Annotated in this window: 16 protein-coding genes; 13 read left to right on the forward strand and 3 right to left on the reverse strand. The window is 65.3% G+C overall.

Annotated features, from left to right (window positions below; genetic code table 11):
* The first annotated feature begins 91 nt into the window (after positions 1–91).
* The 3 genes from aceE to HNE05_RS17805 all read left to right on the forward strand — a co-directional run bounded on the left by aceE (position 92) and on the right by HNE05_RS17805 (position 4759).
* Entirely contained in the window at positions 92–2737 is a 2646-nt protein-coding gene (aceE, locus tag HNE05_RS17795; protein ID WP_173209812.1) for a pyruvate dehydrogenase (acetyl-transferring), homodimeric type, read from the forward strand.
* 11 nt (positions 2738–2748) lie between these two features.
* Positions 2749–4437 (forward strand): dihydrolipoyllysine-residue acetyltransferase, encoded by a 1689-nt coding sequence (gene aceF, locus HNE05_RS17800; protein ID WP_173209814.1) that lies wholly within the window; start codon positions 2749–2751, stop codon positions 4435–4437.
* Between the two features lie 112 nt (positions 4438–4549).
* The gene (locus tag HNE05_RS17805; RefSeq protein ID WP_173209816.1) at positions 4550–4759 is read left to right on the forward strand and encodes a hypothetical protein; all 210 of its coding nucleotides are present in this window, start codon (positions 4550–4552) and stop codon (positions 4757–4759) included.
* 64 nt (positions 4760–4823) lie between these two features.
* Here the strand turns inward: HNE05_RS17805 and HNE05_RS17810 are convergent, their stop codons facing one another.
* Entirely contained in the window at positions 4824–5351 is a 528-nt protein-coding gene (locus tag HNE05_RS17810) for a hypothetical protein (RefSeq protein WP_173209818.1), read from the reverse strand.
* A gap of 79 nt (positions 5352–5430) precedes the next feature.
* Between HNE05_RS17810 and HNE05_RS17815 the strand changes: the two genes are divergently transcribed.
* From HNE05_RS17815 to HNE05_RS17825, 3 genes are all read left to right on the forward strand, one after another.
* Entirely contained in the window at positions 5431–8121 is a 2691-nt protein-coding gene (locus HNE05_RS17815; protein WP_173209820.1) for a putative bifunctional diguanylate cyclase/phosphodiesterase, read from the forward strand.
* Between the two features lie 167 nt (positions 8122–8288).
* Complete coding sequence (msrA, locus tag HNE05_RS17820; protein WP_173209822.1) at positions 8289–8936, forward strand: peptide-methionine (S)-S-oxide reductase MsrA; 648 nt, start codon at positions 8289–8291, stop codon at positions 8934–8936.
* A 441-nt stretch (positions 8937–9377) separates the two neighbouring features.
* On the forward strand, positions 9378–10067 hold the full coding sequence (locus tag HNE05_RS17825) for a methyl-accepting chemotaxis protein (RefSeq protein WP_420827013.1): 690 nt from the start codon (positions 9378–9380) through the stop codon (positions 10065–10067).
* Between the two features lie 67 nt (positions 10068–10134).
* On the opposite strand, the gene HNE05_RS17830 is transcribed toward HNE05_RS17825, so the two are convergent.
* Entirely contained in the window at positions 10135–11784 is a 1650-nt protein-coding gene (locus HNE05_RS17830; protein WP_173209824.1) for a phytoene desaturase family protein, read from the reverse strand.
* A 126-nt stretch (positions 11785–11910) separates the two neighbouring features.
* On the opposite strand from HNE05_RS17830, the gene HNE05_RS17835 reads away from it, so the two are divergent.
* The 3 genes from HNE05_RS17835 to HNE05_RS17845 all read left to right on the forward strand — a co-directional run bounded on the left by HNE05_RS17835 (position 11911) and on the right by HNE05_RS17845 (position 14634).
* Entirely contained in the window at positions 11911–12447 is a 537-nt protein-coding gene (locus HNE05_RS17835; RefSeq protein ID WP_173209826.1) for a PadR family transcriptional regulator, read from the forward strand.
* Positions 12448–12574: 127 nt separating this feature from the next.
* Positions 12575–13831: a cyclic di-GMP phosphodiesterase gene (locus tag HNE05_RS17840; protein WP_173209828.1), complete on the forward strand. Its 1257-nt coding sequence runs from the start codon at positions 12575–12577 to the stop codon at positions 13829–13831.
* A 143-nt stretch (positions 13832–13974) separates the two neighbouring features.
* On the forward strand, positions 13975–14634 hold the full coding sequence (locus HNE05_RS17845) for a hypothetical protein (RefSeq protein WP_173209830.1): 660 nt from the start codon (positions 13975–13977) through the stop codon (positions 14632–14634).
* Between the two features lie 39 nt (positions 14635–14673).
* Here HNE05_RS17845 and HNE05_RS17850 read toward each other — a convergent pair whose 3' ends face one another.
* On the reverse strand, positions 14674–15513 hold the full coding sequence (locus tag HNE05_RS17850; RefSeq protein WP_173209832.1) for a 23S rRNA (adenine(2030)-N(6))-methyltransferase RlmJ: 840 nt from the start codon (positions 15511–15513) through the stop codon (positions 14674–14676).
* Positions 15514–15738: 225 nt separating this feature from the next.
* Between HNE05_RS17850 and HNE05_RS17855 the strand changes: the two genes are divergently transcribed.
* From HNE05_RS17855 to selO, 4 genes are all read left to right on the forward strand, one after another.
* The gene (locus HNE05_RS17855; RefSeq protein ID WP_173209834.1) at positions 15739–17556 is read left to right on the forward strand and encodes an acyl-CoA dehydrogenase; all 1818 of its coding nucleotides are present in this window, start codon (positions 15739–15741) and stop codon (positions 17554–17556) included.
* Positions 17557–17884: 328 nt separating this feature from the next.
* Complete coding sequence (locus HNE05_RS17860; RefSeq protein WP_173209836.1) at positions 17885–19633, forward strand: potassium/proton antiporter; 1749 nt, start codon at positions 17885–17887, stop codon at positions 19631–19633.
* 134 nt (positions 19634–19767) lie between these two features.
* Positions 19768–23127, forward strand: a complete 3360-nt coding sequence (gene mscK / locus HNE05_RS17865) for a mechanosensitive channel MscK (RefSeq protein ID WP_173209839.1) — start codon at positions 19768–19770, stop codon at positions 23125–23127.
* 87 nt (positions 23128–23214) lie between these two features.
* Positions 23215–24678 carry a protein adenylyltransferase SelO gene (gene selO, locus HNE05_RS17870; RefSeq protein ID WP_173209841.1) on the forward strand — a complete coding sequence of 488 codons (1464 nt, stop codon included), beginning with the start codon at positions 23215–23217 and terminating at the stop codon, positions 24676–24678.
* The last annotated feature ends 23 nt before the right edge of the window (positions 24679–24701 follow it).

Raw genomic sequence — 24701 nt, forward strand, 5'->3', positions numbered from 1 at the left:
CGGCAATAACGACTTTCACGTAGCCCGCCCAAAAAGCGTGCACGAGCCCAGGCTTTCCGATTCTGGAAGCCTTTCCGCCCTGGAGCAAGCCATGCAAGACCTTGATCCCGTCGAAACCCAGGAGTGGCTGGACGCCCTGGAATCCGTTCTCGACCAAGAGGGCGAGAAGCGCGCCCACTACCTGCTGACCCGCATGGGTGAACTGGCCACCCGCAGCGGCACTCAGCTGCCGTATGCGATCACCACGCCCTACCGCAACACCATCCCGGTCGGCCATGAGGCACGTATGCCCGGCGACCTGTTCATGGAGCGGCGGATCCGCTCGCTGGTGCGCTGGAACGCACTGGCCATGGTGATGCGCACCAACCTGAAAGACCCGGACCTGGGCGGCCACATTTCCAGCTTCGCCTCCAGCGCCACCCTGTACGACATCGGCTTCAACTACTTCTTCCAGGCCCCGACCGACGAGCACGGCGGCGACCTGATCTTCTTCCAGGGCCACGCCTCACCCGGCGTCTACGCCCGCGCCTTCATGGAAGGGCGGATCAGCGAAGAACAGATGAACAACTTCCGCCAGGAAGTGGACGGCAAGGGCCTGTCCTCCTATCCGCACCCCTGGCTGATGCCCGACTTCTGGCAGTTCCCCACCGTATCCATGGGCCTGGGCCCGATCCAGGCGATCTACCAGGCGCGCTTCATGAAGTACCTGGAGAGCCGCGGCTTTATCCCCGCCGGCAAGCAGAAAGTCTGGTGCTTCATGGGCGACGGCGAGTGCGACGAGCCGGAATCCCTCGGCGCCATCTCCCTGGCCGGCCGCGAGAAGCTGGACAACCTGATCTTCGTGATCAACTGCAACCTGCAGCGCCTGGACGGCCCGGTGCGCGGCAACGGCAAGATCATCCAGGAACTGGAAGGCGTGTTCCGTGGCGCCGAGTGGAACGTCAACAAGGTGATCTGGGGCCGCTTCTGGGACCCGCTGCTGGCCAAGGACGTCGACGGCATCCTGCAACGGCGGATGGATGAGGTGGTCGACGGCGACTACCAGAACTACAAGGCCAAAGACGGCGCCTTCGTGCGTGAACACTTCTTCAACAGCCCCGAGCTGAAGGAGATGGTCAAGGATCTTTCCGACCAGGAAATCTGGAACCTCAACCGCGGCGGCCACGACCCCTACAAGATGTATGCGGCCTACCACCAGGCGGTCAACCATCAGGGCCAGCCGACCGTGGTGCTGGCCAAGACCATCAAGGGTTACGGCACCGGCGCCGGTGAAGCGAAGAACACCGCGCACAACACCAAGAAGGTCGATGTCGACAGCCTGAAGAAATTCCGCGACCGCTTCGACATCCCGGTCAAGGACGAAGAGCTGGAGAACCTGCCCTTCGTCAAACCCGAGCCGGGCAGCGCCGAAGCGCGCTACCTGCAGGAGCGCCGCGACAAGCTCGGCGGTTTCGTGCCGCAGCGCCGAGCAGAGAGTTTCAGCATTCCCACCCCGCCGCTGGAAACGCTCAAGGCACTCCTCGACGGCACTGGCGACCGCGACATTTCCACCACCATGGCCTTCGTGCGCATCCTCTCGCAGCTGGTCAAGGACAAGGACCTGGGCCAGCGCATCGTGCCCATCGTGCCGGACGAGGCGCGCACCTTCGGCATGGAAGGCATGTTCCGCCAACTCGGCATCTACTCCTCGGTCGGCCAGCTGTATGAGCCGGTGGATAAAGACCAGGTGATGTTCTACCGCGAGGACAAGAAGGGCCAGATCCTCGAGGAAGGCATCAACGAGGCCGGCGCCATGTCCAGCTGGATCGCCGCCGGCACCTCGTACTCCACGCACAACCAGCCGATGCTGCCGTTCTACATCTTCTATTCGATGTTCGGCTTCCAGCGCATCGGCGACCTGGCCTGGGCCGCCGGCGACAGCCGCGCCCGTGGCTTCCTAATCGGCGGCACCGCCGGGCGCACCACCCTCAACGGCGAAGGCCTGCAGCACGAGGACGGCCACAGCCACATCCTCGCCGCTACCATCCCCAACTGCCGCACCTTCGATCCGACCTACGCCTACGAGCTGGCGGTGATCATCCGTCACGGCATCAAGGCGATGACCGAGGAGCAGCAGAACGTCTTCTACTACATCACCGTGATGAACGAGGCCTACGCCCAGCCGGCCATGCCGGAAGGGGTCGAGGACGGCATCATCAAGGGCATGTACCTGCTCGAAGAGGACAAGAAGGAGGCCGCCCACCACGTGCAGTTGCTGGGCAGCGGCACCATCCTGCGTGAAGTGCGCGAGGCGGCGAAGATCCTCCGTGACGAGTTCAACATCGGCGCCGACGTGTGGAGCGTGCCGAGCTTCAACGAGCTGCGCCGCGACGGCCTGGCCGTGGAGCGCTGGAACCGCCTGCACCCGGGGCAGAAGCCGCAGCAGAGCTATGTCGAGCAGTGTCTGTCCGGACGCAAGGGCCCGGTGGTGGCCAGCACCGACTACATGAAGCTGTTCGCCGAGCAGATTCGCCAGTGGGTACCGAGCAAGGAATACAAGGTGCTCGGCACCGATGGCTTCGGCCGCAGCGACTCGCGGCAGAAGCTGCGCCACTTCTTCGAGGTGGACCGCTACTGGGTGGCGCTGACCGCCCTGGAAGCCCTGGCCGAGCGCGGCGAGATCGACGCCAAGGTGGTGGCCGAGGCCATCGTCAAATTCGGGTTCAACCCCGACAAAGCCAACCCGCTGGATTGCTGAGGAGCTGAGCGATGAGTGAATTGATTCGCGTGCCCGACATCGGCAGTGGCGAGGGTGAAGTGATCGAACTGCTGGTCAAGGTCGGCGACCGTATCGAAGCAGACCAGAGCCTGCTGACCCTGGAGTCGGACAAGGCCAGCATGGAAATCCCCGCGCCACGCGCCGGGGTCATCACCGCCCTGAAGGTCAAGCTGGGCGACAAACTGAAAACCGGCGACGAGTTGCTGGAACTGGACAGCGAGGGCGCTGGCGAAACGGCCCCGGCTGCAGCCGCGGCGGCGCCTACCGCACCCGAGCCCGCGCCCGTTGCCGCCGCGCCGATACCCACAGCCCCCGCCGCCGAAAGCGTGCAGGACGTCCATGTGCCGGACATCGGCTCGGCCGGCAAGGCCAAGGTCATCGAGGTACTGGTCAAGGCCGGCGACGTGATCAGCGCCGAGCAGTCGCTGATCACCCTGGAGTCGGACAAGGCCAGCATGGAAATCCCCGCGCCGGCTGCCGGCACCGTGGAAGCCGTGCTGGTGCAGCTGGGCGCCGATGTCGGCACCGGCGACCTGATCATCAAGCTGCGCGTGGCAGGAGGCGCTGCTTCAGCAGCGTCATCATCCGCCCCGCAAGGGGCCGGTGCTGCACCGACGGCCGCTGCCGCACCAGCGTCAGCACCTGCTGCCTCGGCGCCGATGCACACCACCCCAGCCGGCGCAGCCCCGGCCGTGGCCGCGGAAGTCGGCGCCATCGCCGCGCTGGCCGCAGCTGCCGCCGCGGTCACCGCACCGGTGCGTGACGGCAGCAAGGTGCATGCCGGCCCCGCCGTGCGCATGATTGCCCGCGAGTTCGGCGTCGACCTGGCCGCCATCAGCGGCAGCGGGCCAAAAGGGCGCATCCTCAAGGAAGACGTACAGGCCTATGTACAGGCCATGTTGCAGAAGGCCAAGCAAGCGCCGGCCGCTACTACCGGCGGCGCCGGCATCCCGCCGATTCCGGAGGTCGACTTCAGCAAGTTCGGCGCCATCGAAGAAGTGCCGATGACCCGCCTGATGCAGGTCGGTGCCAGCAATCTGCACCGCAGCTGGCTCAACGTGCCGCACGTAACCCAGTTCGACAACGCCGACATCACCGAGCTGGAAGCCTTCCGCGTGGCGCAGAAAGCCGTGGCCGAGAAGGCCGGAGTCAAGCTGACCGTGCTGCCGCTGCTGCTCAAGGCCTGCGCCTACCTGCTGCGCGAACTGCCGGACTTCAACAGCTCGCTGGCCCCATCGGGCAAGGCGCTGATCCGCAAGAAGTACGTGCACATCGGCTTCGCCGTGGACACCCCGGACGGTCTGCTGGTCCCGGTAATCCGTGACGTCGACCAGAAAAGCCTGCTGCAGCTGGCCGCTGAGGCCGCCGAACTGGCGGAGAAGGCACGCACCAAGAAGCTCTCGGTGGATGCCATGCAGGGCGCCTGCTTCACCATCTCCAGCCTCGGCCATATTGGCGGCACCGGCTTCACGCCGATCGTCAACGCGCCGGAAGTGGCGATCCTCGGGGTGAGCAAGGCGACCATGCAGCCGGTGTGGGATGGCAAGGCCTTCCAGCCGCGCCTGACCCTGCCGCTGTCGCTGTCCTACGATCACCGGGTGATCAACGGCGCCGCCGCCGCGCGCTTCACCAAGCGCCTCGGCGAGGTGCTCGGCGATATCCGCACCCTGCTGTTGTAACGCCGTAAACCAGGCCGCCATGCCCAACCGGGCCTGGCGGCTTTTTTACGCCTGCAGGATTCACCGCGGCTGCTAAGGTTTCCCTGACCTCAAAAGCAGTGGTGGAAGAGCAGTGGACATTCGCATCGTCGCCATCGAGAGCCAACCGCCTATCTGGCGGGTCTACCTCAACACTTTCTTCATCGTCTGCCACAGCGCAGCCGAGGCCGAGGAAACCGCCTACAAGGCAGCCCTCAGCAACCGCAAACCCTTCCGCCAGGTACTGCTCAGCAGCGCCAGGGTCGGGCAGGCCGATGATGCCGCACCCTTCTCCGTACTCTGACGCCTGCCTCTGACGACTGCAGATGCAACAAGGCCCGGATTTCCGGGCCTTGTCGTGTGCGGGCTCAGCTCTTCTGCATATTGCGAATCAGGAAACTGATCGCCTTGGCCAGCTCAGCCGCGCCCTGGTGATCGCGCAACACGCGCAACCAGGGGCTGCCATCGGCCGGGTTCTGCAGCACGCAGACGATGCCGGTAGCCGGGCATTCGTAGCGAATGTAGGGATCGAGGCCGAACACCGAGAGACGCTGGTTGCTCACGGTCAAGTCCATGCCCTTCTCGGCACGTACCTCCTGGCGTATCAGCAGCTCGCCGGGCGCCGGCACGCTCAGTTGGTAACGCAGGTCACTGCGCTGCGCCTGGCCCACCTGGTAGGCGGCGCGCAGTGCATAGGTATCCAGCAGGGTATTGCTGTGCGCCAGCAACGCCTTGCGTTCGTCCTGGGTCAGGTACAGGCGCTTGAGCTCGGCCAGGTACCGCGCCTGCTCATCCCCGCCCAGCTGAGCCTCGGCCGCTACCGCCACGGGGGCAGCGCCACCCAGGCTGAGCAACAGCAATAACCCGCTAAGTCTTCTTGTCAGTCCCAGCTGCATAATGCACCCTTGCCGAACTTGATTAATGACACAGGCTCTTGGCCTGAACCCCAGCAGCATACTGGAAGCCAACCGCTTGATGAAAAGCCATCCCGATGCCGCCAGCCGTACGGCGGCCGAGGTTGTGACGCAGTTGCCAGTGCCATCGCGCCTGGGAATGCTGCGCTTCGAGCGTTTGAACGAGGCCAGCTGGGCCTTGCTCTACCTGGACCCGACCTGCGAGCGTCAGCTGGGCGTGGCCGCCAGCGACCTCTGCGCGCTGATCGACTCGCCCTTCGCCAGCCTGATGGAACCGGAAGCACGCTACCGCCTGCATGACGACATCCAGCAGCAACTGGCCGCCAGTCAGCACTATACGGTGCGCTACAACCTGCACGTGCCGCGCGGCACCCTCAGCCTGCTGGAAATCGGCGAACCCTATCTGCTGCACAACCGCCCGCTGCTGCGCGGCTATCTGCTGGTCACCGCCCGTCACGACGACAGCCCCGGCGAGCGCCTGCAGGAACTCGAAGCCCATAACGTCAAGCTGCAGACCTCCGTGGAGCTGTACCAGCGCGCCCAGGACGAGCACCTGCAGCACCTGATCCGCTCGCGCGCCCAACAGAGCCTGATCGTGCGCCTGGCGCGCCATCGCTACAGCGCCCTGAATCCGCTCAAGGAAGCCGCCGAGCTGATCACCCAGGCCGCCTGCGAAACCTACGACGTGGCCCGCGCCAGTGTCTGGCTGTTGCACGGCGACAGCCTGCAGCCGGTGGCCATGTACCGCCGCGATATTGATCGCCACGAGCTACCGGCCGGTATCGATGCGCGGCCCTACCCGCAGTATCTCGAAGCCCTGCACAGCGGCCGCGCCATCGATGCGCACAACGCCCAGCTCGACCCGCGCACCGCCGAGCTGGCGCAGGACTACCTGAAGCCGCTGGGTATCAACGCCATGCTTGACGCCAGTGTGCGCCAAGGTGGCGAGGTGGTCGGCGTGCTGTGCCTGGAGCATATCGGCGCGCCGCGGATCTGGCAGAGCGACGAAGTAGCCTTCGCCGGCGAGCTGGCCGACCAGTTCGCCCAGGTCATGAGCCATCAGCAACGACGTGACGCCACCAGCGCCCTGCACCTGTTCCAGCGCGCCGTCGAGCAGAGCGCCAGCGCCTTCCTGCTGATCGACCGTGACGGCCTGGTGGAGTACGTCAACCCCAGCTTCACCTCGATCACCCAGTACAGCAGCGAGGAAGTCCACGGCCGGCGCATCTCCGATCTGCCGGCCCTGGAAAACCTCGGCGACGTGCTGTTCGACCCGCAGTCCGGGCTGGCCGAGCGCAGCAGCTGGCAGGGCGAGTTCCGCAGCCGACGGAAGAACTTCGAGCCCTACTGGGGGCAGCTGTCGATCTCCAAGGTGTACAACGACGACGGCGAGCTGACCCACTACATCGGCATCTACGAAGACATCACCCAGGGCAAGCTGGCCCAGCAGCGCATCGAACGCCTGGCCTACAGCGACAACCTCACCGGGCTGGGCAATCGGCCGTACTTCATCCGCAGCCTGGAAGAGCGCTTCGCGCGCAACAACGGCCGGCCGTTCAACCTGCTGCTGGTCGACATCGACAACTTCAAGCGGATCAACGACAGCCTCGGCCACCAGACCGGCGACAAGCTGCTGTCGAGCCTGGCCCGCCGCCTGCGCAACAGCCTGAGCCAGCACACCAGCCTGGCGCGTTTCGCCAGCAACGAGTTCGCCGTGCTGCTGGATGGCGCCGATGAACAGGGCGGCCTGCAGCTGGCCGCGGAAATCCTGCAGACCCTGGACAAGCCGCTGTTCGTCGACAACCAGTTGATCAGCGTCACCGCCTCGGTCGGCCTGGCCTGCGCGCCGGCCCACGGCGACGACCCGCATGTGCTCATGAAGCACGCCGGTCTGGCCTTGCACAAGGCCAAGGCCAACGGCAAGAACCAGGTGCAGATCTTCACCGAGGCGCTGAATGCCGAGGCGCACTACAAGCTGTTCGTCGAGAACAACCTGCGCCGCGCCCTCACCCAGAACGAGCTGGAGGTCTACTACCAGCCCAAGCTGTGCCTCAAGACCGGCCAGCTCACCGGCCTCGAAGCCCTGTTGCGCTGGCTGCATCCAGAAAAAGGCATGATCAATCCGGACCAGTTCATCAGCGTCGCCGAGGAAACCGGGCTGATCATTCCCATTGGCAAATGGGTGGCACGCCAGGCCTGCCGTGTCAGCCAGGAACTGGCCGCCCTCGGTATGGGCGAGGTACAGGTGGCCATCAACCTGTCACCCAAACAGTTCACCGACCCCGACCTGGTCGGCTCGATCGCTGCCATCCTCGATGAGGAACAACTGCCGCCGCACCTGCTCGAGCTGGAGCTGACCGAGAGCCTGCTGCTCGAAGGCACTGACGACACCCGCCAGCAGGTGGCCCGCCTCAAGGCCCTGGGCCTGACCCTGGCGATGGACGACTTCGGCACCGGCTATTCCTCGCTGAGTTACCTGAAGAAGTTCCCGATCGACGTGATCAAGATCGACCGCAGCTTCATTAAGGACATCCCCGAGAACCAGGACGACATGGAGATCACCTCGGCGGTAATCGCCATGGCCCACAACCTCAAGCTCAAGGTGGTCGCCGAAGGCATCGAGACTGCCGCCCAACTGGCCTTCCTCCGTCGGCACAAGTGCGATGTCGGTCAGGGCTACCTGTTCGACCGACCGATCTCCAGCCGCGAGTTGATCGAGCGCCTGCGCCGCTACCCCTGCCGGGGCGCGTAAGCCCCCCCTCGCCCACTTGTGGGAGAGGGGCCGGGGGAGAGGCTGGGTTCACGACGACTGTTCCGGTTGTAACGTCCGCCACCCTGCAACGTCTATCAGACAACCCCGGCAGTCCAGCGCCAGAGGGTAGACTGTGTCCATCCACCCCGCCGCACCGAGGAACTCCCATGGTCCTGCGCTCGCAAATCCTCGCCCACAAGCTCGAATTGCCGACGGCCGAACAGGCCCTGCCCGGTCGCGCCACGCCCATGCCGGTGCAGGCCCAACACTTCGTCAACGGCAACCCGCTCAAGCCACCCTTCCCCGCCGGCCTGCAGCAGGCGGTATTTGCCCTCGGCTGCTTCTGGGGAGCCGAGCGACGCTTCTGGCAGCAACCGGGCGTCTGGAGCACGGCGGTCGGCTATGCCGGTGGACATACGCCGAACCCGAGCTACGACGAAGTCTGCTCCGGCCTGACCGGGCATACCGAAGTGGTGCTGGTGGTCTTCGACCCGCAGCAGACCAGCTATGACGCCCTGCTCAAGGTGTTCTGGGAAGCGCACAACCCGACCCAGGGCATGCGCCAGGGCAACGATGTCGGCACCCAGTACCGCTCGGCCATCTACTGCAACGACGATGCCCAACTACAGGCGGCGGAAGTCAGCCAGGCCATGTTCCAGGGCCAGCTGGAGCGCGCCGGTTTCGGCCCCATCACCACCGAGATCGCCGCGGCACCGACCTTCTATTACGCCGAGGCCTACCACCAGCAGTACCTGGCGAAGAACCCGGGCGGCTATTGCGGGCTGGGGGGCACGGGCGTGTGCCTGCCCGGCTGAGAACGCTTACACTCACTGGCAGCCCGCCCGCCAAATGGCGGGCCACTCATTCCAGCCAGGAGTCCGTGTTCACGGCCAGCCATGCACAGCACGCGCTTTTCCGATATTCACGAGATTCCACCGAAAGCCTTCAGCCCGGCCGCCCTGGCGTTGCAGATCGTGCCCTGGCTGCTGATCGGCGCGGCGCTCTGGGGTGGTCTGCCGCTGTGGATTGCCGTGCCCTGCGGCGCCATCCTCAGCCTCGGCCTGTTGCCGGCACTGGCCACTGCGACCCACTGGCAGGCACTGACACAACCGCGCCCGAGCATCGCCACCACGCCCGACTGGCTGCCGCCACTGGCCGCCGACCTGAGCAGTCATAGCGCCACGCAGCTGCAGCAGCTCGAACACCTTCAACAGCAGCTGCACGCCCATGACGCCGTCCAGCACCAGCACTGGCAGATGCTGATCGAGCAGCTGGCACAACAACGTGCACACGCCGCCCACCTGCTGGCGCCGATCCAGACCACCGCTAGCCAGGCCGCGCGGCCAGGCAGCGAGGCGGCACTCGCCAGCCTGACCGCCAGCCTGCAGCAAAGCCGCCACCAGGCCGGCGAACTGGCCAGCCAGATGCGCCAGGTCACCACCCAGGCCGAAGCGATCCTGCGTGCCAGCGATGACATGGACTCGATTGCCAAGCAGACCAACCTGCTCGCCCTGAATGCTGCCATCGAGGCCGCGCGAGCGGGCGACAGCGGACGCGGCTTCGCCGTGGTCGCCGACGAGGTGCGCGCCCTGTCCAGCCGTTCGGCCGACTTCTCCCAGGAGATCCGCCGTACCGTGCTCGGCATGCGCGACGATCTGCAGCGCGCCGACCAACACGCCTGCAGCCTGGCCGAGGCCGATCAGTCGGCCGTCGAGGGCGCCCGCCTGCAGATTGCCGAACACATCGCTACGCTCGCCCAGCAGCACAGCCAGGCCCTGGATGCCGCCGCTCAGCTGGAACAACTGCTGCAGACCAGCGCCGACCAGGCCAACGCCATCAGCCTGCCGCCGCTGGATACCAGCGCCATGACTGAGCTGCAGCAACACGGCCAGGCACTCGGGCAACTGGCCGAGCAGTTGCAGCAACGGGCGACGGACCCGGGTTGAAGCGAAGCAGCTGTTGCGCCCTCTCCCCCGGCCCCTCTCCCACTGGTGGGAGAGGGAAGACGAACGCTTACAGCGCCTGCGTCGGCTCTCCCGCCTCGGCCTTGCTCTCCGGCTTCCAGCTCTTCAGCAACTGGCCGACCCGATAGCCGCGCCAGCCGAGCATGCGCGAGGCGGTCAGCACCCCGGCCATCAGCGCGCCGCCGACCCCGGCAGTCACCGTATCGGCTCCGGTCAGATAGAGGCCCTTGATCGGCGTCTGGCTGTGAATCCAGTGCTGCTCGAAGCGCTCTACCCTGTGGTCGATGCCATAGATCTCGCCCTGCTCGTTCCACTGGTACCACTCGGTGGACAGCGGCGTACCCAGCTCGCAGAAGTCCAGCGCGCCGCGCAGTTGCGGCTGATGCTGGTAGAGGGTTTCCAGCAGCTGTTCAGTGAGCTGGGCCTTGAACGCCTCGTAGTCGGCGCCGCGCTTGCCCCAGGTAGTGCCCTTCCACTGGGCGAACCACTGCGGCTGGGTCGGCGCGACGATTTCCACCGTGGCCTTGTTCGGGTAATGCGCATCCCAGGCCGGGTCCTTGGCCGAGGGGAAGCTGATATAGATCAGCGGCATTGCCGGGTTCTGCCCGGCCATAAAGCTGCTGACGTTGTGATCGTGATCATGGGTCGGGTAGACCCAGTAGTTGGTCTTCGGCAGCTTCAGCTCGGCGGCGCTGCCCTTGAAACCGGCGTACAGGCACAGGGTGGCGGCCGACAGTTTGACCTTGGGCAGCTGCTCCAGCAGGCCATAGTCGCTGGCCACCTGTGGTTCGAGCAGGCGGGTATAGGTCGGAACCAGGCCGGCGCAGCTGACGATCTGTGGCGCGCGGATCTCGAAGCCATCCTTCTGCATGCGCACGCCGACCGCGCGACCGTTCTCCACCAGGATCTTGTCGACCCCGGCATAGGTGAACACATGGCCGCCGGCCGCCTCGATCACCGGGATGATGGTCTCGGAAATCTTCGTCGCGCCGCCCACCGGGTAGTTGCCGCCAGTGATGTAGTGCTTGGCGACCATGGCGTGCATGACGAAGGCGGCCTCGGCCGGTGGCAGGCCGTAGTCGCCCCACTGCGCGGTCAGCACGCCGATCAGCTCTTGATTGCTGGTCAGGCCTTCGAGCACTTCGCGGGTGGTCTTGAAGAAGTAATCCGGCAGCCACAACCGGCGCAGCTTGCCGTAGAGCATGCCCAGCGAGCGCGGCAGGGCCTGGCCGGCGAAGAAGCGCGGCACCCTGGCGCTGACCTCGCTGAGCAGGTCGACATAACGCTCGAGCACCGCCACTTCCCCGGGGAAGTGGCGCGCCATCTCCGCCTTGAATTCCTCGCGCCCGGCCACGTAGTCGTAGGTCTGCTCGCCGATGACGATGCGGTCGTAGTGGGCATCCATCGGCGCCCATTCCAGCTTGCCGTCGCTGATCACATCGAACACCCGGCGGATCGCCGACCAGGGTTTGTGCACCTCGCCGATGTAATGCACACCCACGTCCCACTCGTAGCCTTCGCGCTCGTAGCTGTGGGTGTAACCGCCAGCGGTGTAGTGCTGTTCCAGCACGCACACGCGCTTGCCGAGCTTGGCCAGCAGCGCGGCGGTGGTCAGGCCGCCGATGCCGGAGCCGATGATGATGGCGTCGTAGTCATCGCGAACCAGGCGCGGACGGAAGCGGGTACCGGTGCGTTTCATGGAGGGCTCCTGCGTTATTGTTGTTATGCAATTTTTTGCATACTAGGCAGCATTCTCCATCCATGCAACTTTTTGCATAATCCGTATACTGCGGCGCACTTCCATAACAGCCGGTGAAACCCGCCCATGTCGCTCAAGCACGCCATCCTCATCCTCCTGGAAAGCGAACCCGGCAGCGGCTACGACCTGCTCAAGCGCTTCAAGGATGGCCTCGGCTATTTCTGGAACGCCAAGCACCAGCAGGTCTACCTGGAACTGAAAAAGCTCAACGAGGCCGGCTGGCTGGAGTTCGAGGCCGAGGCCCAGGACACCCGCCCGGACAAGAAGATCTACCGCCTGACCCCGAGCGGCCACGCCGAGCTATTGCGCTGGCTGGGCGAGCCGGTGCAGCCGAACAAGATCAACGATGCGCTGCTGGTCAAGCTGTACGCCGGCGCCCATACCTCGACCGCCAACCTGCGCGAGGAAATGCAGCGCCACGTGGCCGTGCACCGCAAGACCCTGGACAGCCTGCTCAGCATCGAGCGCGACTACCAGGCTTTGCCCGAGGAGCAACGCCAGGCGCTGCGCCTGCCCTACCTGACCCTGCGCCGCGGCATCCTCGGCGAGCAGTCCTGGCTGGCCTGGGCGGATGAAGTCGAACAGGAACTCGCCCGCGACTGAAACCTCAGCCGGTAATCCAGCACAACTGACGCCCAGGATTAACCACGCGCCAGGCCCGCGCACTACTGCCAGTTCGCGCGCGAAACGCTAGACTGCCAGCCAATAGCCAGCAGCCTTCGACACCAGCATGCCCGCAGCCCCCGCCGTCTACATCACCCCCGAGCAACTGTGCATCGGCCTGTATGTGCAGCTCGAGCTCGGCTGGTGGGAGCACGATTTCACCTTCAGCAACTTCAAGATCAAGGACGAGGCGCAGCTCAAGGCCCTGCGTGCCCTGGGCCTGCAGCGCCTGCGCTATGACCCGGCGCGCAGCGATTGCGCGCCGCTGGAACTGGTCGCCGAACCGGCGCCCGAGCCCGTCGAACAGGCCAAGCCGGACCCCGCGGAACTCGCCCGCCAGGCCCGTGCCGCCAAGCTCGGAGTGCTGCGCAAACGCCTGGCCGAAGTCGATCGCACCTTTGTCCAGGCCAGCCAGCGCGTGAAGACGCTCAACCAGACCCTGCGCAATCAACCGGAAGAGGCGCTCAAGCAGGCCGGCGAAGTGGTCCGCGAACTGGTCGCGGCGCTGCTCGGCGAAGACGGCGCGGCCCTGCACAGCATCAATGGCAAGGCCGCCGACGATGCCTACTCGCATCTGCTCAACGTCACCGTGCTGTCGGTGATGCTCGGCCGCCAGCTCGGTTACGACAGCGAGGCCTGCCACAGCCTGGGCCTCGGCGCGCTGCTGCACGACATCGGCAAGATGGAAGTGCCGAGCAAGGTGCTGCTGAAGAACGAACCGCTGACCCGTCCCGAACAACAGCTTTTCCAGCTGCACACAGAGTTCGGCCTGCGCCGCGGCCAGCAGCTGATGCTCGACGACGAGGTGCTGCGGATCATCCACGAACACCATGAACACTGCGATGGCAGTGGCTACCCGCGCGGCCTGCGCGAAGCGGCGATTGGCCGGTTGAGCCGGGTGGTGTGCATCACCAACCACTTCGACAACCTGTGCAACCCGCTCAACCCGCGTGACGCCATCAGCCCCCATGAGGCCCTGGCGAAGATGTTCAAGCAGCAGCGCGAGTACTTCGACGAGGTGGCACTGAAAGCCTTTATCCGCAGCATGGGCGTCTACCCACCGGGCAGCCTGGTGCAGCTGGAGGACGAGCGTTACGCGCTGGTGCTGGGCATGCACCCGAGCCTGCCGCTGAAGCCGACGCTGATTCTGTTCGAGCCGAAGATCCCCAAGGAAGAGGCGCTGATCGTCAACCTCGAAGAAGAACCCAACCTGGCCATCGCCCGCAGCCTGCGCCCCGCACAGCTACCGGCGGAGGCACTCGAATACCTCAACCCGCGCCAGCAGCTGAGCTACTACGTCGACCCGCGCCAGCGCAGTAGATAGCACTTACTGGGCGATGCAAAACCCTGCGGACTGCCTCGCAGGCAGAGGGTCAAAGAGCGACTAAGCTGGCTGCGGTGCGGGCTCACCAGAAAGGAGTCGGGCAGCCCCACCGTCTATCCTCTCAACCCGCAAAGGGACATTGCATGAACGCACTCAAGCCTCTTGTTGCCGGCCTGCTGCTGGCCGCCAGCTGCATCGCCAGCGCCGAAACCCGTCTGATCCTGAAAAGCGATGCCGGCGACTACATCGGCCAGGGCCAGAACTACCTCTATACCGACGCCAACGCGACCTTCCGCTACAGCAAGAACTACGACAACGGCATCTCGCTGGCCGTAACCACCCCCGACACCTGGTGGTACCTGGATCTGGCCGCGTCAGCCAATGCCACCCTGCAACCCGGCACCTATGAGGGAGCAATGCGCTTCCCCTTTCAGACAGCGGACAAACCGGGCCTGAGCTTTTCCGGTGATGGCCGCGGCTGCAACAGCCTGACCGGCCGCTTCGATATCTTCGAAGTGACCTACGGCAGCGATGGCGTGGTGACGGCGCTGAATGCCAGTTTCGAGCAGCATTGCGAGGGCAACGCCCCGGCCCTGCGCGGCCAGCTCAGCTACAACCTGGAAACACCCCTGGGCGTCACCACCAGCGGGGTCGCGGTGAAGACCTACACCTGCCTGAACCGCACCAGCGGCCAGAGCCTGATCCGTCGCAGCAGCGCTGCCCTGTTCGACTGCAAGCAGGCCGGCCTGCAGGTCAATCCGGGGGATCAGGTCAGCGTGACGGTCAACGGCAACGCCGAGTAATGCATGATCCGAGCGGCACGGGGCCAGGCTCCGTGTCGCTTACTTCTCCTGCACCAACCAATCCAGCCGCCAGTCACCCTGGCTCTGTGCCAGCTTGCTCGCCAGCCAGGGCAGCAGCTGATTCAGCTCGTCTTCCAGGCCCCATGGCGGGTTGGCGATGGCCAGTCCGGAGCCGCTCAGGCGGGTGGCGTCGTCCGGACTGTGGACGAACAGTTCGACGCGCAGCAGCTTGGGTGCGCTGGACTTCTCCAGGCCCTGGTAGAAGCGCTTGAGCTGACGCTCGTCCTTGATCGGGTACCAGATCGCCACAACGGTCTGGCGCATGCGACTGATGGTTTCATTCAGCGCGGTGATGCAGCGCTCCAGTTCGTCGGCCTGCTCGAATGGCGGATCGATCAGCAGCAGGGCACGCTTTTCCGCCACCGGCAGCAGGGCGCGCGGCACGTGCCAGCCTTCGCCCAAGTGCACGGCCACGCGGCGGTCGCCGCGCATGTTGTCTTTCAGCAGTTGGCCGTCTTCCGGGTGCTTCTCGTTGAGCAGCACGCGGTCCTGCATGCGCGTCAGCTGGCGCGCCAGCTCGGGCGAGCCGGGGTAGTAGCGCAGCTGGTCATCAGGATTAAGCGCGCGCAGCACGCCGAAGTAGTCGGCGGTCAGCTCGGGCAGATCCGGCGCATCCCACAGGCGGGCGATGCCTTCCAGCCATTCGCCGGTGCGGCTGGCCTGGTCGCCCTTGAGGTCATAGAGGCCGACGCCGGCATGGCTGTCGAGGCAGACGAATGGCGCCTCCTTGCGTGACAGCAGGGCGATAAGGCGGCTCAGGGTGATGTGCTTGAGCACGTCGGCGTGGTTGCCGGCGTGGAAGGCGTGACGGTAGTTCATGGAAAAATCCTCGCGAGGCGCGGATTGTAGCCTGGATGCCCGCCACGACGCATGGCAGCCCGGCGTCTGTAGGAGCGAGCTCTGCTCGCGAAGCTTTTGCACGGCCGGCTTCGCGAGCAGAGCTCGCTCCTACAAGGTTTGGCGGCTTTATCACGCTTATGGATGTTGCTAGGCAGCCTTCATTCACCGACCTAGACTCCAGCCATTCCACTGGAGGCACGCCCCATGTCCGAGACTCTGCTCAGTTCCCGTAACCTGGCCTTCGAGCTTTACGAAGTGCTGGATGCGCAAGCCCTGACCCAGCGCGAGCGTTTCGCCGAGCACAACCGCGAGACCTTCGATGCGGCCATCGACACGGCGCGCAGCATTGCCGAAGAGCTGTTCGCCCCGCACAACCGCAAGAACGACGAACACGAGCCGCAGTACGTGGACGGCGCCGCGGTGCTGATTCCGGAAGTCGAGCCGGCCCTGCGCGCCTTCCACGAAGCGGGTTTCCTCAACGCCACCCGCGACTTCGAACACGGCGGTATGCAGCTGCCCAACCTGCTGTCGCAGGCCTGCTTCGCCCACTTCCAGTCGGCCAACATCGCCACCAGCTCTTACTCGATGCTGACCATGGGCGTGGCCAACCTGATCGAAGCCTTCGGCAATGACGAGCAGAAGAGCAAATACCTGCAGCCGATCATCGACGGTCGCTTCTTCGGCACCATGGCCCTGACCGAACCGCACGCCGGCTCCTCGCTGTCGGACATCCGCACCAAGGCCGAACCGCACGCCGACGGCAGCTACCGGATCAAGGGCAACAAGATCTTCATCTCCGGCGGCGACCAGCCGATCTCGGAGAACATCGTGCACATGGTGCTGGCCAAGCTGCCGGACGCGCCGCCCGGGGTGAAGGGCATCAGCCTGTTTATCGTGCCGAAGTTCCTGGTCAACGATGACGGCAGCCTGGGCCAGCGCAATGACGCCCTGCTGGCCGGCCTGTTCCACAAGATGGGCTGGCGCGGCACCACCTCCACCGCGCTGAACTTCGGCGATAACGACAACTGCGTCGGCTATCTGGTAGGCAAGCCGCATCACGGCCTGAGCTACATGTTCCAGATGATGAACGAAGCGCGCATCGGCGTCGGCATGGGCGCGATCATGCTCGGCTATGCCGGTTACCTGTACTCGCTGGACTACGCCCGCAACCGCCCGCAGGGCCGTCACCCGGATGGCAAGGACCCGGCTTCGCAGCAGGTCTCGATCATCGAGCATGCCGACGTGCGCCGTATGCTGCTGACCCAGAAGGCCTATGTCGAAGGCGCCTTCGACCTCGGCCTGTATGCCGCGCGGCTGTTCGACGACACCCAGACCCTGGAGACCGAGGAGCAGCGCAAGACCGCCCTGGAGCTGCTCGACCTGCTCACCCCGATCGTCAAATCCTGGCCATCGGAGTTCTGCCTGAAGGCCAACGAACTGGCCATCCAGATTCTCGGCGGTCACGGCTACACCCGCGAATACCCGGTGGAGCAGTACTACCGCGACAACCGCCTCAACCCGATCCATGAAGGCACCCACGGTATCCAATCGCTCGACCTGCTCGGGCGCAAGGTGTCGATGAATGGCGGCGCGGCGCTCAAACAGCTGCTCAAGCTGATCCACGGCACCTGCCAGCGCGCCACCGAGTACGCATCGCTCAATACCCTGCGCCAGCCGCTGGAACAATTGCTGGCCCGCCTGCAAACGGTGACCCTGGCCCTGCTCGGCGACCTGATGGCCGGCAAGGTCAACCAGGGCCTGGCCAACTCGGCGCTGTACCTCAAGGTGTTCGGCCATATGGTGATCGGCTGGCGCTGGCTGGAACAGGCGATTCGCGCCGAGGAAGGCCTGGCGCTTATTCATAAAGGCGGGGGCAACGCCGCCGATGTCGACTTCTATCAGGGCAAGCTGCAGGCCGCGCGCTACTTCCTGACCTGGGAAGTGCCGAGCTGCCACCACGACCTGGCCATCCTCGAGGCGCGCGACGACACCTGCCTGAGCATGCAGGACGCCTGGTTCTAAAGGCCTGTTTACGACCTTATCTGCAGCGCCTGAGCGGCGTATGGAGACAAGCAGCCCGCCGCGCCCTCAAGTCTGTAGCCCGGCTGTAATCCGGGAGCGGTGCTGCCTGCTTCCCGGATTGCATCAGGGCTACGGCAGCGCTCCGCCTGATCCACCCGACGCAGTGGCTAGCCCCGCCAGAGGCATCTAACCATCTGATTTATCTGGCAAGAATATGCCCCGCACGAGCGGGGCGTTTTTTTGAGCGCCTGGCAAAGCCGCGGGTTAGAATCCGGCATGACCTCTGCATAGCAGCGGCGCCCCTCGCCCATTCGCCCGGAGTACGCCCTTGGACGCCAGCACCATCAACAGCCTGTTCCTGATTGGCGCGCTGCTGGTAGCACTGAGCATCCTGGTCAGCGCCTTCGGCTCGCGCTTCGGCATCCCGATCCTGGTGATTTTCCTCGCGGTCGGCATGCTCGCCGGTGTCGACGGCCCCGGCGGCATCGTTTTCAACGACTACTCGCAGGCCTATCTGGTCGGCAACCTGGCACTGGCCATCATTCTCCTCGATGGCGGCATGCGCACCCGCGTATCGAGCTTTCGCGTGGCACTCTGGCCCTCACTGTCGCTGGCCACCCTGGGCGTGCTGGTCACCGCCGGGCTGACCGGTGTGGCCGCCGCCTGGCTGTTCAACCTGAGTCTGCTGGAGGGTCTGCTGATCGGCGCCATCGTCGGCTCCACCGACGCCGCAGCGGTATTCAGCCTACTCGGCGGGCGCGGGCTCAACGAGCGGGTCAGCGCCACCCTGGAAATCGAATCGGGCAGCAACGACCCGATGGCGGTCTTCCTCACCGTAACCCTGATCGAGATGCTCGCCAGCGGCGAGTCCGGTTTCAGCTGGACCTTCGTCGTGCACCTGATCCAGCAGTTCGGCATCGGCGGCCTGCTTGGCCTCGGCGGTGGCTGGTTGCTGCTGCAGGTGGTCAACCGCATGACCCTGGCCAACGGCCTCTATCCGCTGCTGGTGGTGAGTGGCGGACTGATCATCTTCGCCATCACCAACGCCGTTGGCGGCAGCGGCATTCTCGCCATCTACCTGTGCGGCCTGCTACTGGGCAACCGGCCGATCCGCTCGCGCCACGGCATCCTGCATATCCTCGACGGCCTCACCTGGCTGGCGCAGATCGGCATGTTCCTGGTCCTCGGCCTGCTGGTCACGCCCCACGAGCTGCTGCCGATCATCCTCCCGGCCCTCGGCCTGGCGCTGTGGATGATCCTGTTCGCCCGGCCGCTGTCGGTATTCCTCGGCCTGCTGCCGTTCCGCGCCTTCCACGACCGCGAGAAGGCCTTTATCGCCTGGGTCGGCCTGCGTGGCGCGGTGCCGATCATTCTCGCCGTGTTCCCGCTGATGGCCGGCCTGCCGAATGCCCAGCTGTTCTTCAACGTGGCCTTCTTCATCGTGCTGGTCTCCCTGCTGCTGCAGGGCACCAGCCTGCCTTGGGCGGCCAAGCTGCTGAAGGTCACCGTACCGCCGGACCCGGCGCCGATTTCCCGCGCCGGCCTGGAAACCCACCCGACCAGCGAGTGGGAGCTGTTCATCTACCGCCTGGGCGCGGAAAAGTGGTGCATCGGTGCACCGCTGCGCGACCTGAGGATGCCCGAAGGCACGCGCATCGCTGCGCTGTTCCGTGGCCGCGAGCTGCTGCACACCTCCGGCAGTACCAAACTGGAGGCCGGCGACGTGCTCTGCGTGGTCGGTCATGAACATGACCTGCCGGCCCTCGGCAAACTGTTCATCGAGGCCCCGACACGCACCCAGGACCTGCGCTTCTTCGGTGACTTCATCCTCGAAGGCGATGCCCAGCTCAGCGCCGTGGCCACTCTCTACGGCCTGAAACTGGAAGGCGCCGAAGGCCAGCTGCACCTGGGCCGCTTCATCGCCCACCAGATCGGCGGCCAGCCGGTGGTCGGCGACCAGGTGGAATGGAACGGCCTGACCTGGACCGTGGCCGTGATGGAAGGGAACAAGGTGCGCAAAGTCGGCGTCAGATTCCCCGAAGGCCAGGGTAAGCCCGGCCCTGGGCTGTTCCTGTAACAACCTGGCCGACGATCTCTTGATCGTCGACGGTTTCTAAGCACTTGACCGGCAATTGGCAATCGCGCACGCCACGCGACTGCCCGCCTGGCATATCATTAGCCGCATCATTTTCCGAGCCGCCCGAAGCGACCATGCCTGTATTACGCCCCTACCTCGCCGCCGCCCTGTTGGGCTTGTGTCTTCTTTCCGCTGGCCAGGTTGCCGCCCAGGCACCGAGCCGTACGGCCGTGCAGCAGAGCCTCGATGGTTTGGCCGAGCGCAAGTTGCCGGAAGCCGAACAGAAGGCCCTACAGCAGACGCTGGAGCAGACCCTGGCCTTCCTCGCCAACCAGGCCGACAGCGAGCAGCGCCTGAGCGACCTCAAGCGCCAGCTCAATGATGCGCCGCGGCTGATCGCTGAAGCCCAGCGCGAATTCACCCGGCTCAAGGCCAGCCCGGTCAAACCGGCCGCGGAGCGGCATGGCAAATCCAGCGCCAGCCAGCTGGAAAAGCTGCTCAGTGAGCGCACCAGCCAGCTCTCCGGCTGGCAACAGGAACTGGCCGAAGCCAACAGCCTGCTGATCACCGCGCAGACCCGCCCGGAGCGCGCCCAGGCCGAGATCAGCAGCAACCAGACCCGCGCCATGAAGATCAACAACATGCTCAAGGTCGGCAAGGATGCCGGCAAGCCGATCGGCCCCGAGCAGCGCGACCAACTCAATGCCGAATTGGCGGCGCTGGCCGCACTGACCGAGTTGCGCCGCCAGGAACTGGCCGGCAACAGCCTGCTGCAGGACCTCGGCAACAGCCGTCACGACTTGCTCACCGAGCGCATCCGCCGCCTGGAACAGGAAAGCCTCGAGCTGCAGTCGCTGATCAACGACAAGCGCCGGGCAAGCTCGGAGCAGACCGTCGCCGAGCTGTCGCGTGAAGCCGAGAAAGCCACCCCGGACAGCCTGCTGGCCAAGGAAAGTGCGGAAAACCTCAAGCTCTCCGACTACCTGCTGCGCATCACCGACCGCCTCAACGAACTGACCCGCCTCAACCTGCAGACCAAGCAGCAACTGGACAGCGTCAACCAGGCCGACCAGGCCCTGGAAGAACAGATCGACGTGCTCAGGGGCAGCCTGCTGCTGGCCAAGATCCTCTACCAGCAGAAGCAGGCCCTGCCGCAACTGCAGCTGGACAAGAACCTGGCCGACCAGATCGCCGACATACGCCTGTACCAGTTCGAGTTGAACCAGAAGCGCGATGTCCTGACCAACCTCTCCGAGCACGTCGACAGCCTGCTGGCCAAGCAGCCGCCGGAGCAGGTCACCGCGGAACTGCGCCAGACCCTGCTGGAGCTGGTCACCACCCGCAGCGAGCTGCTCGACCGGCTGAACCGCGAGCTGAATGCCCTGCTCAACGAATCGATCACCCTGCAGCTCAACCAGAAGCAGCTGCAGGCCACGGCCAGTAGCCTGCGCAACACCCTCGAAGAACAGATGTTCTGGATTCCCAGCAACAAGCCACTCAGCCTGGCCTGGCTGCAGCAGGTACCGACCTTGCTGGAGCGCCAGCTGAATGCCGTGCCCTGGGGCTCCGCCGCCCGCGAGCTGGGCGCCGGCCTGGTCGACCGGCCGTGGCTGTTCATTCCGCTGCTGCTGCTGATCGGCGCCCTGATCTGGCGGCGCAGCTGGCTGTACGAAAAACTCCGCGGCCTGCACCAGGACATCGGCCACTACAAGCATGACAGCCAGCTGCACACACCGATGGCGATCTTCATCAACATCCTTCTGGCCCTGCCGGTCACGCTGTTCCTCACCCTCTGCGGTGTGGCCCTGCTGATCGATGCGCGTGGCCAGAACGCCAACCTGGGCACCGCCCTGCTGGAAATGGCCCAGGCCTGGCTGGTGTTCTACACCCTCTATCGCATCGTCGCGCCGCATGGCGTTGGCGAACTGCATTTCCGCTGGGAGCGACCACGGGTGGCCTTCCTCAACACCCAGGTGCGCCGTCTGGGCCTGGTGGTCATGGCCCTGGTCGGCGTGGTCGCGGTAGCCGAGCATCAGCCGGCGGCGCTGGCCGAGGATGTCATCGGCATTGCCGTGGTGCTCAGCTGCTACGCCCTGATGGCCTGGCTGCTCGGCCGCCTGCTACTGGCCGGACCAATGCACGAACGCTCCACCGCCTTTCGCCTGGTGGTCGGCGTAAGCTTCACCGCCCTGCCGGTCGGCCTGTTCGTCGCGGTGTGCTTCGGCTACTACTACACCGCGCTGAAACTGACTGACCGCCTGATCGACACCCTCTACCTGCTGGTGCTGTGGATGATCCTCGAAGCGGCCTTCGAGCGCGGCATGGCCGTTGCGGCGCGCCGTCTGGCTTACGCCCGCGCCCTGACTCAGCGCCAGGCGCAACCCAGGGAAGGCCTGGACGGCAGCGAAGGGGTGATCGAGGAGCCAACCCTGGACATCGAGCAGATCAACCAGCAGTCCATGCGTCTGATCCGCCTGGCCCTGCTCAGCGGCTTCGTGGTCTGCCTGTACTGGGTATGGGCCGACCTGCTCAGCGTGTTCACCTACCTCGACAACATCACCCTCTACGAATACAGCAGCGGCAGCGGCGACGCGGCCACCATGGTGCCGCTCAGCCTGCTCGACCTGCTCGGCGGCCTGATCATCGTCGCCATCACCGTAGCCCTGGCCAGCAACCTGCCCGGCCTGCTGGAAGTGCTGGTGCTGTCGCGCCTGTCTTTGGCCCAGGGCAGCGCCTACGCCACCACCACCCTGCTGTCGTATGCGATCAGCGGCATCGGCTTCGTCATGACCCTGTCGGTACTCGGCGTCAGCTGGGACAAGCTGCAGTGGCTGGTGGCCGCACTGTCGCTGGGTATCGGTTTCGGCATGCAGGAGATCTTCGCCAACTTCATCTCCGGCCTGATCATCCTGTTCGAGCGCCCGGCGCGCATCGGCGACGTGGTGACCATCGGCAACCTGTCCGGCACGGTCAGCAAGATCCGCATCCGCGCGACCACCATCACCGATTTCGACCGCAAAGAAATCATCGTGCCGAACAAGACCTTCGTCACCGACCAGCTGGTCAACTGGTCGCTCAACGACACAGTCACGCGGGTCATCATCAAGATCGGCGTGGCCTACGAGACCGACCTGCCGCTGGCGCGCAAGCTGATGATGCAGGCCGCCATCGAGAACCCGCGGGTGCTGCGCGACCCCGAGCCGCTGCTGTATTTCCTCACCATCAGCGCCAGCACCTTCGACTACGAACTGCGCTTCCACGTGCGCGAGCTGGGTGACCGCAACGCCGCCACCGACGAGATCCTCACGCGCATCGCCCTGACCTTCCGCGAGCACAAGGTGGAGATGGCCTTCAACCAGGTCGAGGTGATGATCAAGAACCTGCATGGCGAAGAGCTCAACCTGACCACCGGGCAGATGGTCGCGGCCACGGCTGCTGCGGACACCCAACAGAGACCCCTGCCGCCGCCAGCACCCTCCATCGACCCGCAGTAAGTGTGCCCACCGGCCAGGGTGACTGGTCGGCTGGACGCTCCGCGACAAAACCAAGCAAAATGCTCGGAATTGTCGCGGAGCCCTGCAGTGAAAGCCCTCACCGACCTCGTTTTCGATAACCGCTACGCCCGCCTGGGCGACGCCTTCTCCAGCCACGTGTTGCCCGAGCCGATCGAGGCGCCGCGTCTGGTGGTGGCGAGCCCGGCAGCCATGGCCCTGCTCGACCTGGATCCGGCCGAAGCCGACAGCGAGGTGTTCGCCCAGGTCTTCGCCGGACACAAGCTGTGGAGCGACGCCGAGCCGCGCGCCATGGTCTATTCCGGGCACCAGTTCGGCAGCTACAACCCGCGCCTGGGGGATGGCCGCGGCCTGCTCCTGGGCGAGGTGGTCAACGGGGCTGGCGAATACTGGGACCTGCACCTGAAAGGCGCCGGGCTGACGCCCTGGTCACGCATGGGCGATGGCCGCGCGGTGCTGCGCAGTTCGATCCGCGAGTTCCTCGCCAGCGAATACCTGCACGCCCTGGCCATCCCCACCAGCCGCGCGCTGTGCGTGACCGGTTCGAGCACCCCGGTATGGCGCGAGAAACGCGAAAGCGCGGCCATGGTCCTGCGCCTGGCGCAGAGCCATGTGCGCTTCGGCCACTTCGAGTACTTCTATTACACCAACCAGCACGAGCAACTGCGCCAGCTCGGCGAGCATGTGCTGGCCTGCCATTTCCCCACCTGCCAAACACAACCGCAGCCCTTTGCCGCACTGTTCCAGGAAGTGGTCGAGCGCAACGCCGCGCTGATCGCCCACTGGCAGGCCTACGGCTTCTGCCACGGGGTGATGAACAGCGACAACATGTCGATCCTCGGCATCACCTTCGACTACGGCCCCTACGCCTTCCTCGACGACTTCGACGCCAACCACATCTGCAACCACTCCGATGGCAGCGGCCGCTACAGCTTCAGCAACCAGGTGCCGATCGCCCAGTGGAACCTGGCCGCCCTCGGCCAGGCGCTGACGCCGCTGGTCGAGCTCGAACAGCTGCGCGCCAGCCTGGAACTGTTCCTGCCGCTGTACCAGGCGCACTACCTGGCCCTGATGCGCCAGCGCCTGGGCCTGAGCAGCGCCGAAGACGGCGACGAGGGACTGATCCAACAGCTGCTGCAACTGATGCAGCAGAGTGGTGCAGTGGACTACAGCCTGTTCTTCCGCCGCCTGGGCGAGCAGGCGCCCGAAGCGGTCGTGCGCCTGCTGCGCGACGACTTCGTCGACCGCAGCGCCTTCGACGCCTGGGCCGAGAGCTATTGCGCCCGCAGCGCCCGCGAGAACGGCAGCCAGGAGGCGCGACGCACACGCATGCACGCGGTCAACCCGCTGTATGTGCTGCGCAACTACCTGGCCCAGCAGGCCATCGAGGCGGCGGAGAACGGCGACTACGCCCCGGTACGCGAACTGCACGCGGTACTCAGCCGGCCCTTCGAGGAACAAGACGGCATGCAACGCTACGCCGAACGCCCACCGGAATGGGGCAAACACCTGGAAATCAGTTGCTCGTCCTAGAGTCTGCCTCCACACCCGCGTGC

It is taken from the genome of Pseudomonas campi (assembly GCF_013200955.2).
Lineage (GTDB): Bacteria > Pseudomonadota > Gammaproteobacteria > Pseudomonadales > Pseudomonadaceae > Aquipseudomonas > Aquipseudomonas campi.

Coding starts and splice junctions, on each gene's coding strand:
- aceE (WP_173209812.1), top strand. CDS start 92: ATGCAAGACCTTGATCCCGTCGAAACCCAGGAGTGGCTGGACGCCCTG.
- aceF (WP_173209814.1), top strand. CDS start 2,749: ATGAGTGAATTGATTCGCGTGCCCGACATCGGCAGTGGCGAGGGTGAA.
- HNE05_RS17810 (WP_173209818.1), bottom strand. CDS start 5,351: ATGCAGCTGGGACTGACAAGAAGACTTAGCGGGTTATTGCTGTTGCTC.
- HNE05_RS17815 (WP_173209820.1), top strand. CDS start 5,431: ATGAAAAGCCATCCCGATGCCGCCAGCCGTACGGCGGCCGAGGTTGTG.
- msrA (WP_173209822.1), top strand. CDS start 8,289: ATGGTCCTGCGCTCGCAAATCCTCGCCCACAAGCTCGAATTGCCGACG.
- HNE05_RS17825 (WP_420827013.1), top strand. CDS start 9,378: ATGCTGATCGAGCAGCTGGCACAACAACGTGCACACGCCGCCCACCTG.
- HNE05_RS17830 (WP_173209824.1), bottom strand. CDS start 11,784: ATGAAACGCACCGGTACCCGCTTCCGTCCGCGCCTGGTTCGCGATGAC.
- HNE05_RS17835 (WP_173209826.1), top strand. CDS start 11,911: ATGTCGCTCAAGCACGCCATCCTCATCCTCCTGGAAAGCGAACCCGGC.
- HNE05_RS17840 (WP_173209828.1), top strand. CDS start 12,575: ATGCCCGCAGCCCCCGCCGTCTACATCACCCCCGAGCAACTGTGCATC.
- HNE05_RS17845 (WP_173209830.1), top strand. CDS start 13,975: ATGAACGCACTCAAGCCTCTTGTTGCCGGCCTGCTGCTGGCCGCCAGC.
- HNE05_RS17850 (WP_173209832.1), bottom strand. CDS start 15,513: ATGAACTACCGTCACGCCTTCCACGCCGGCAACCACGCCGACGTGCTC.
- HNE05_RS17855 (WP_173209834.1), top strand. CDS start 15,739: ATGTCCGAGACTCTGCTCAGTTCCCGTAACCTGGCCTTCGAGCTTTAC.
- mscK (WP_173209839.1), top strand. CDS start 19,768: ATGCCTGTATTACGCCCCTACCTCGCCGCCGCCCTGTTGGGCTTGTGT.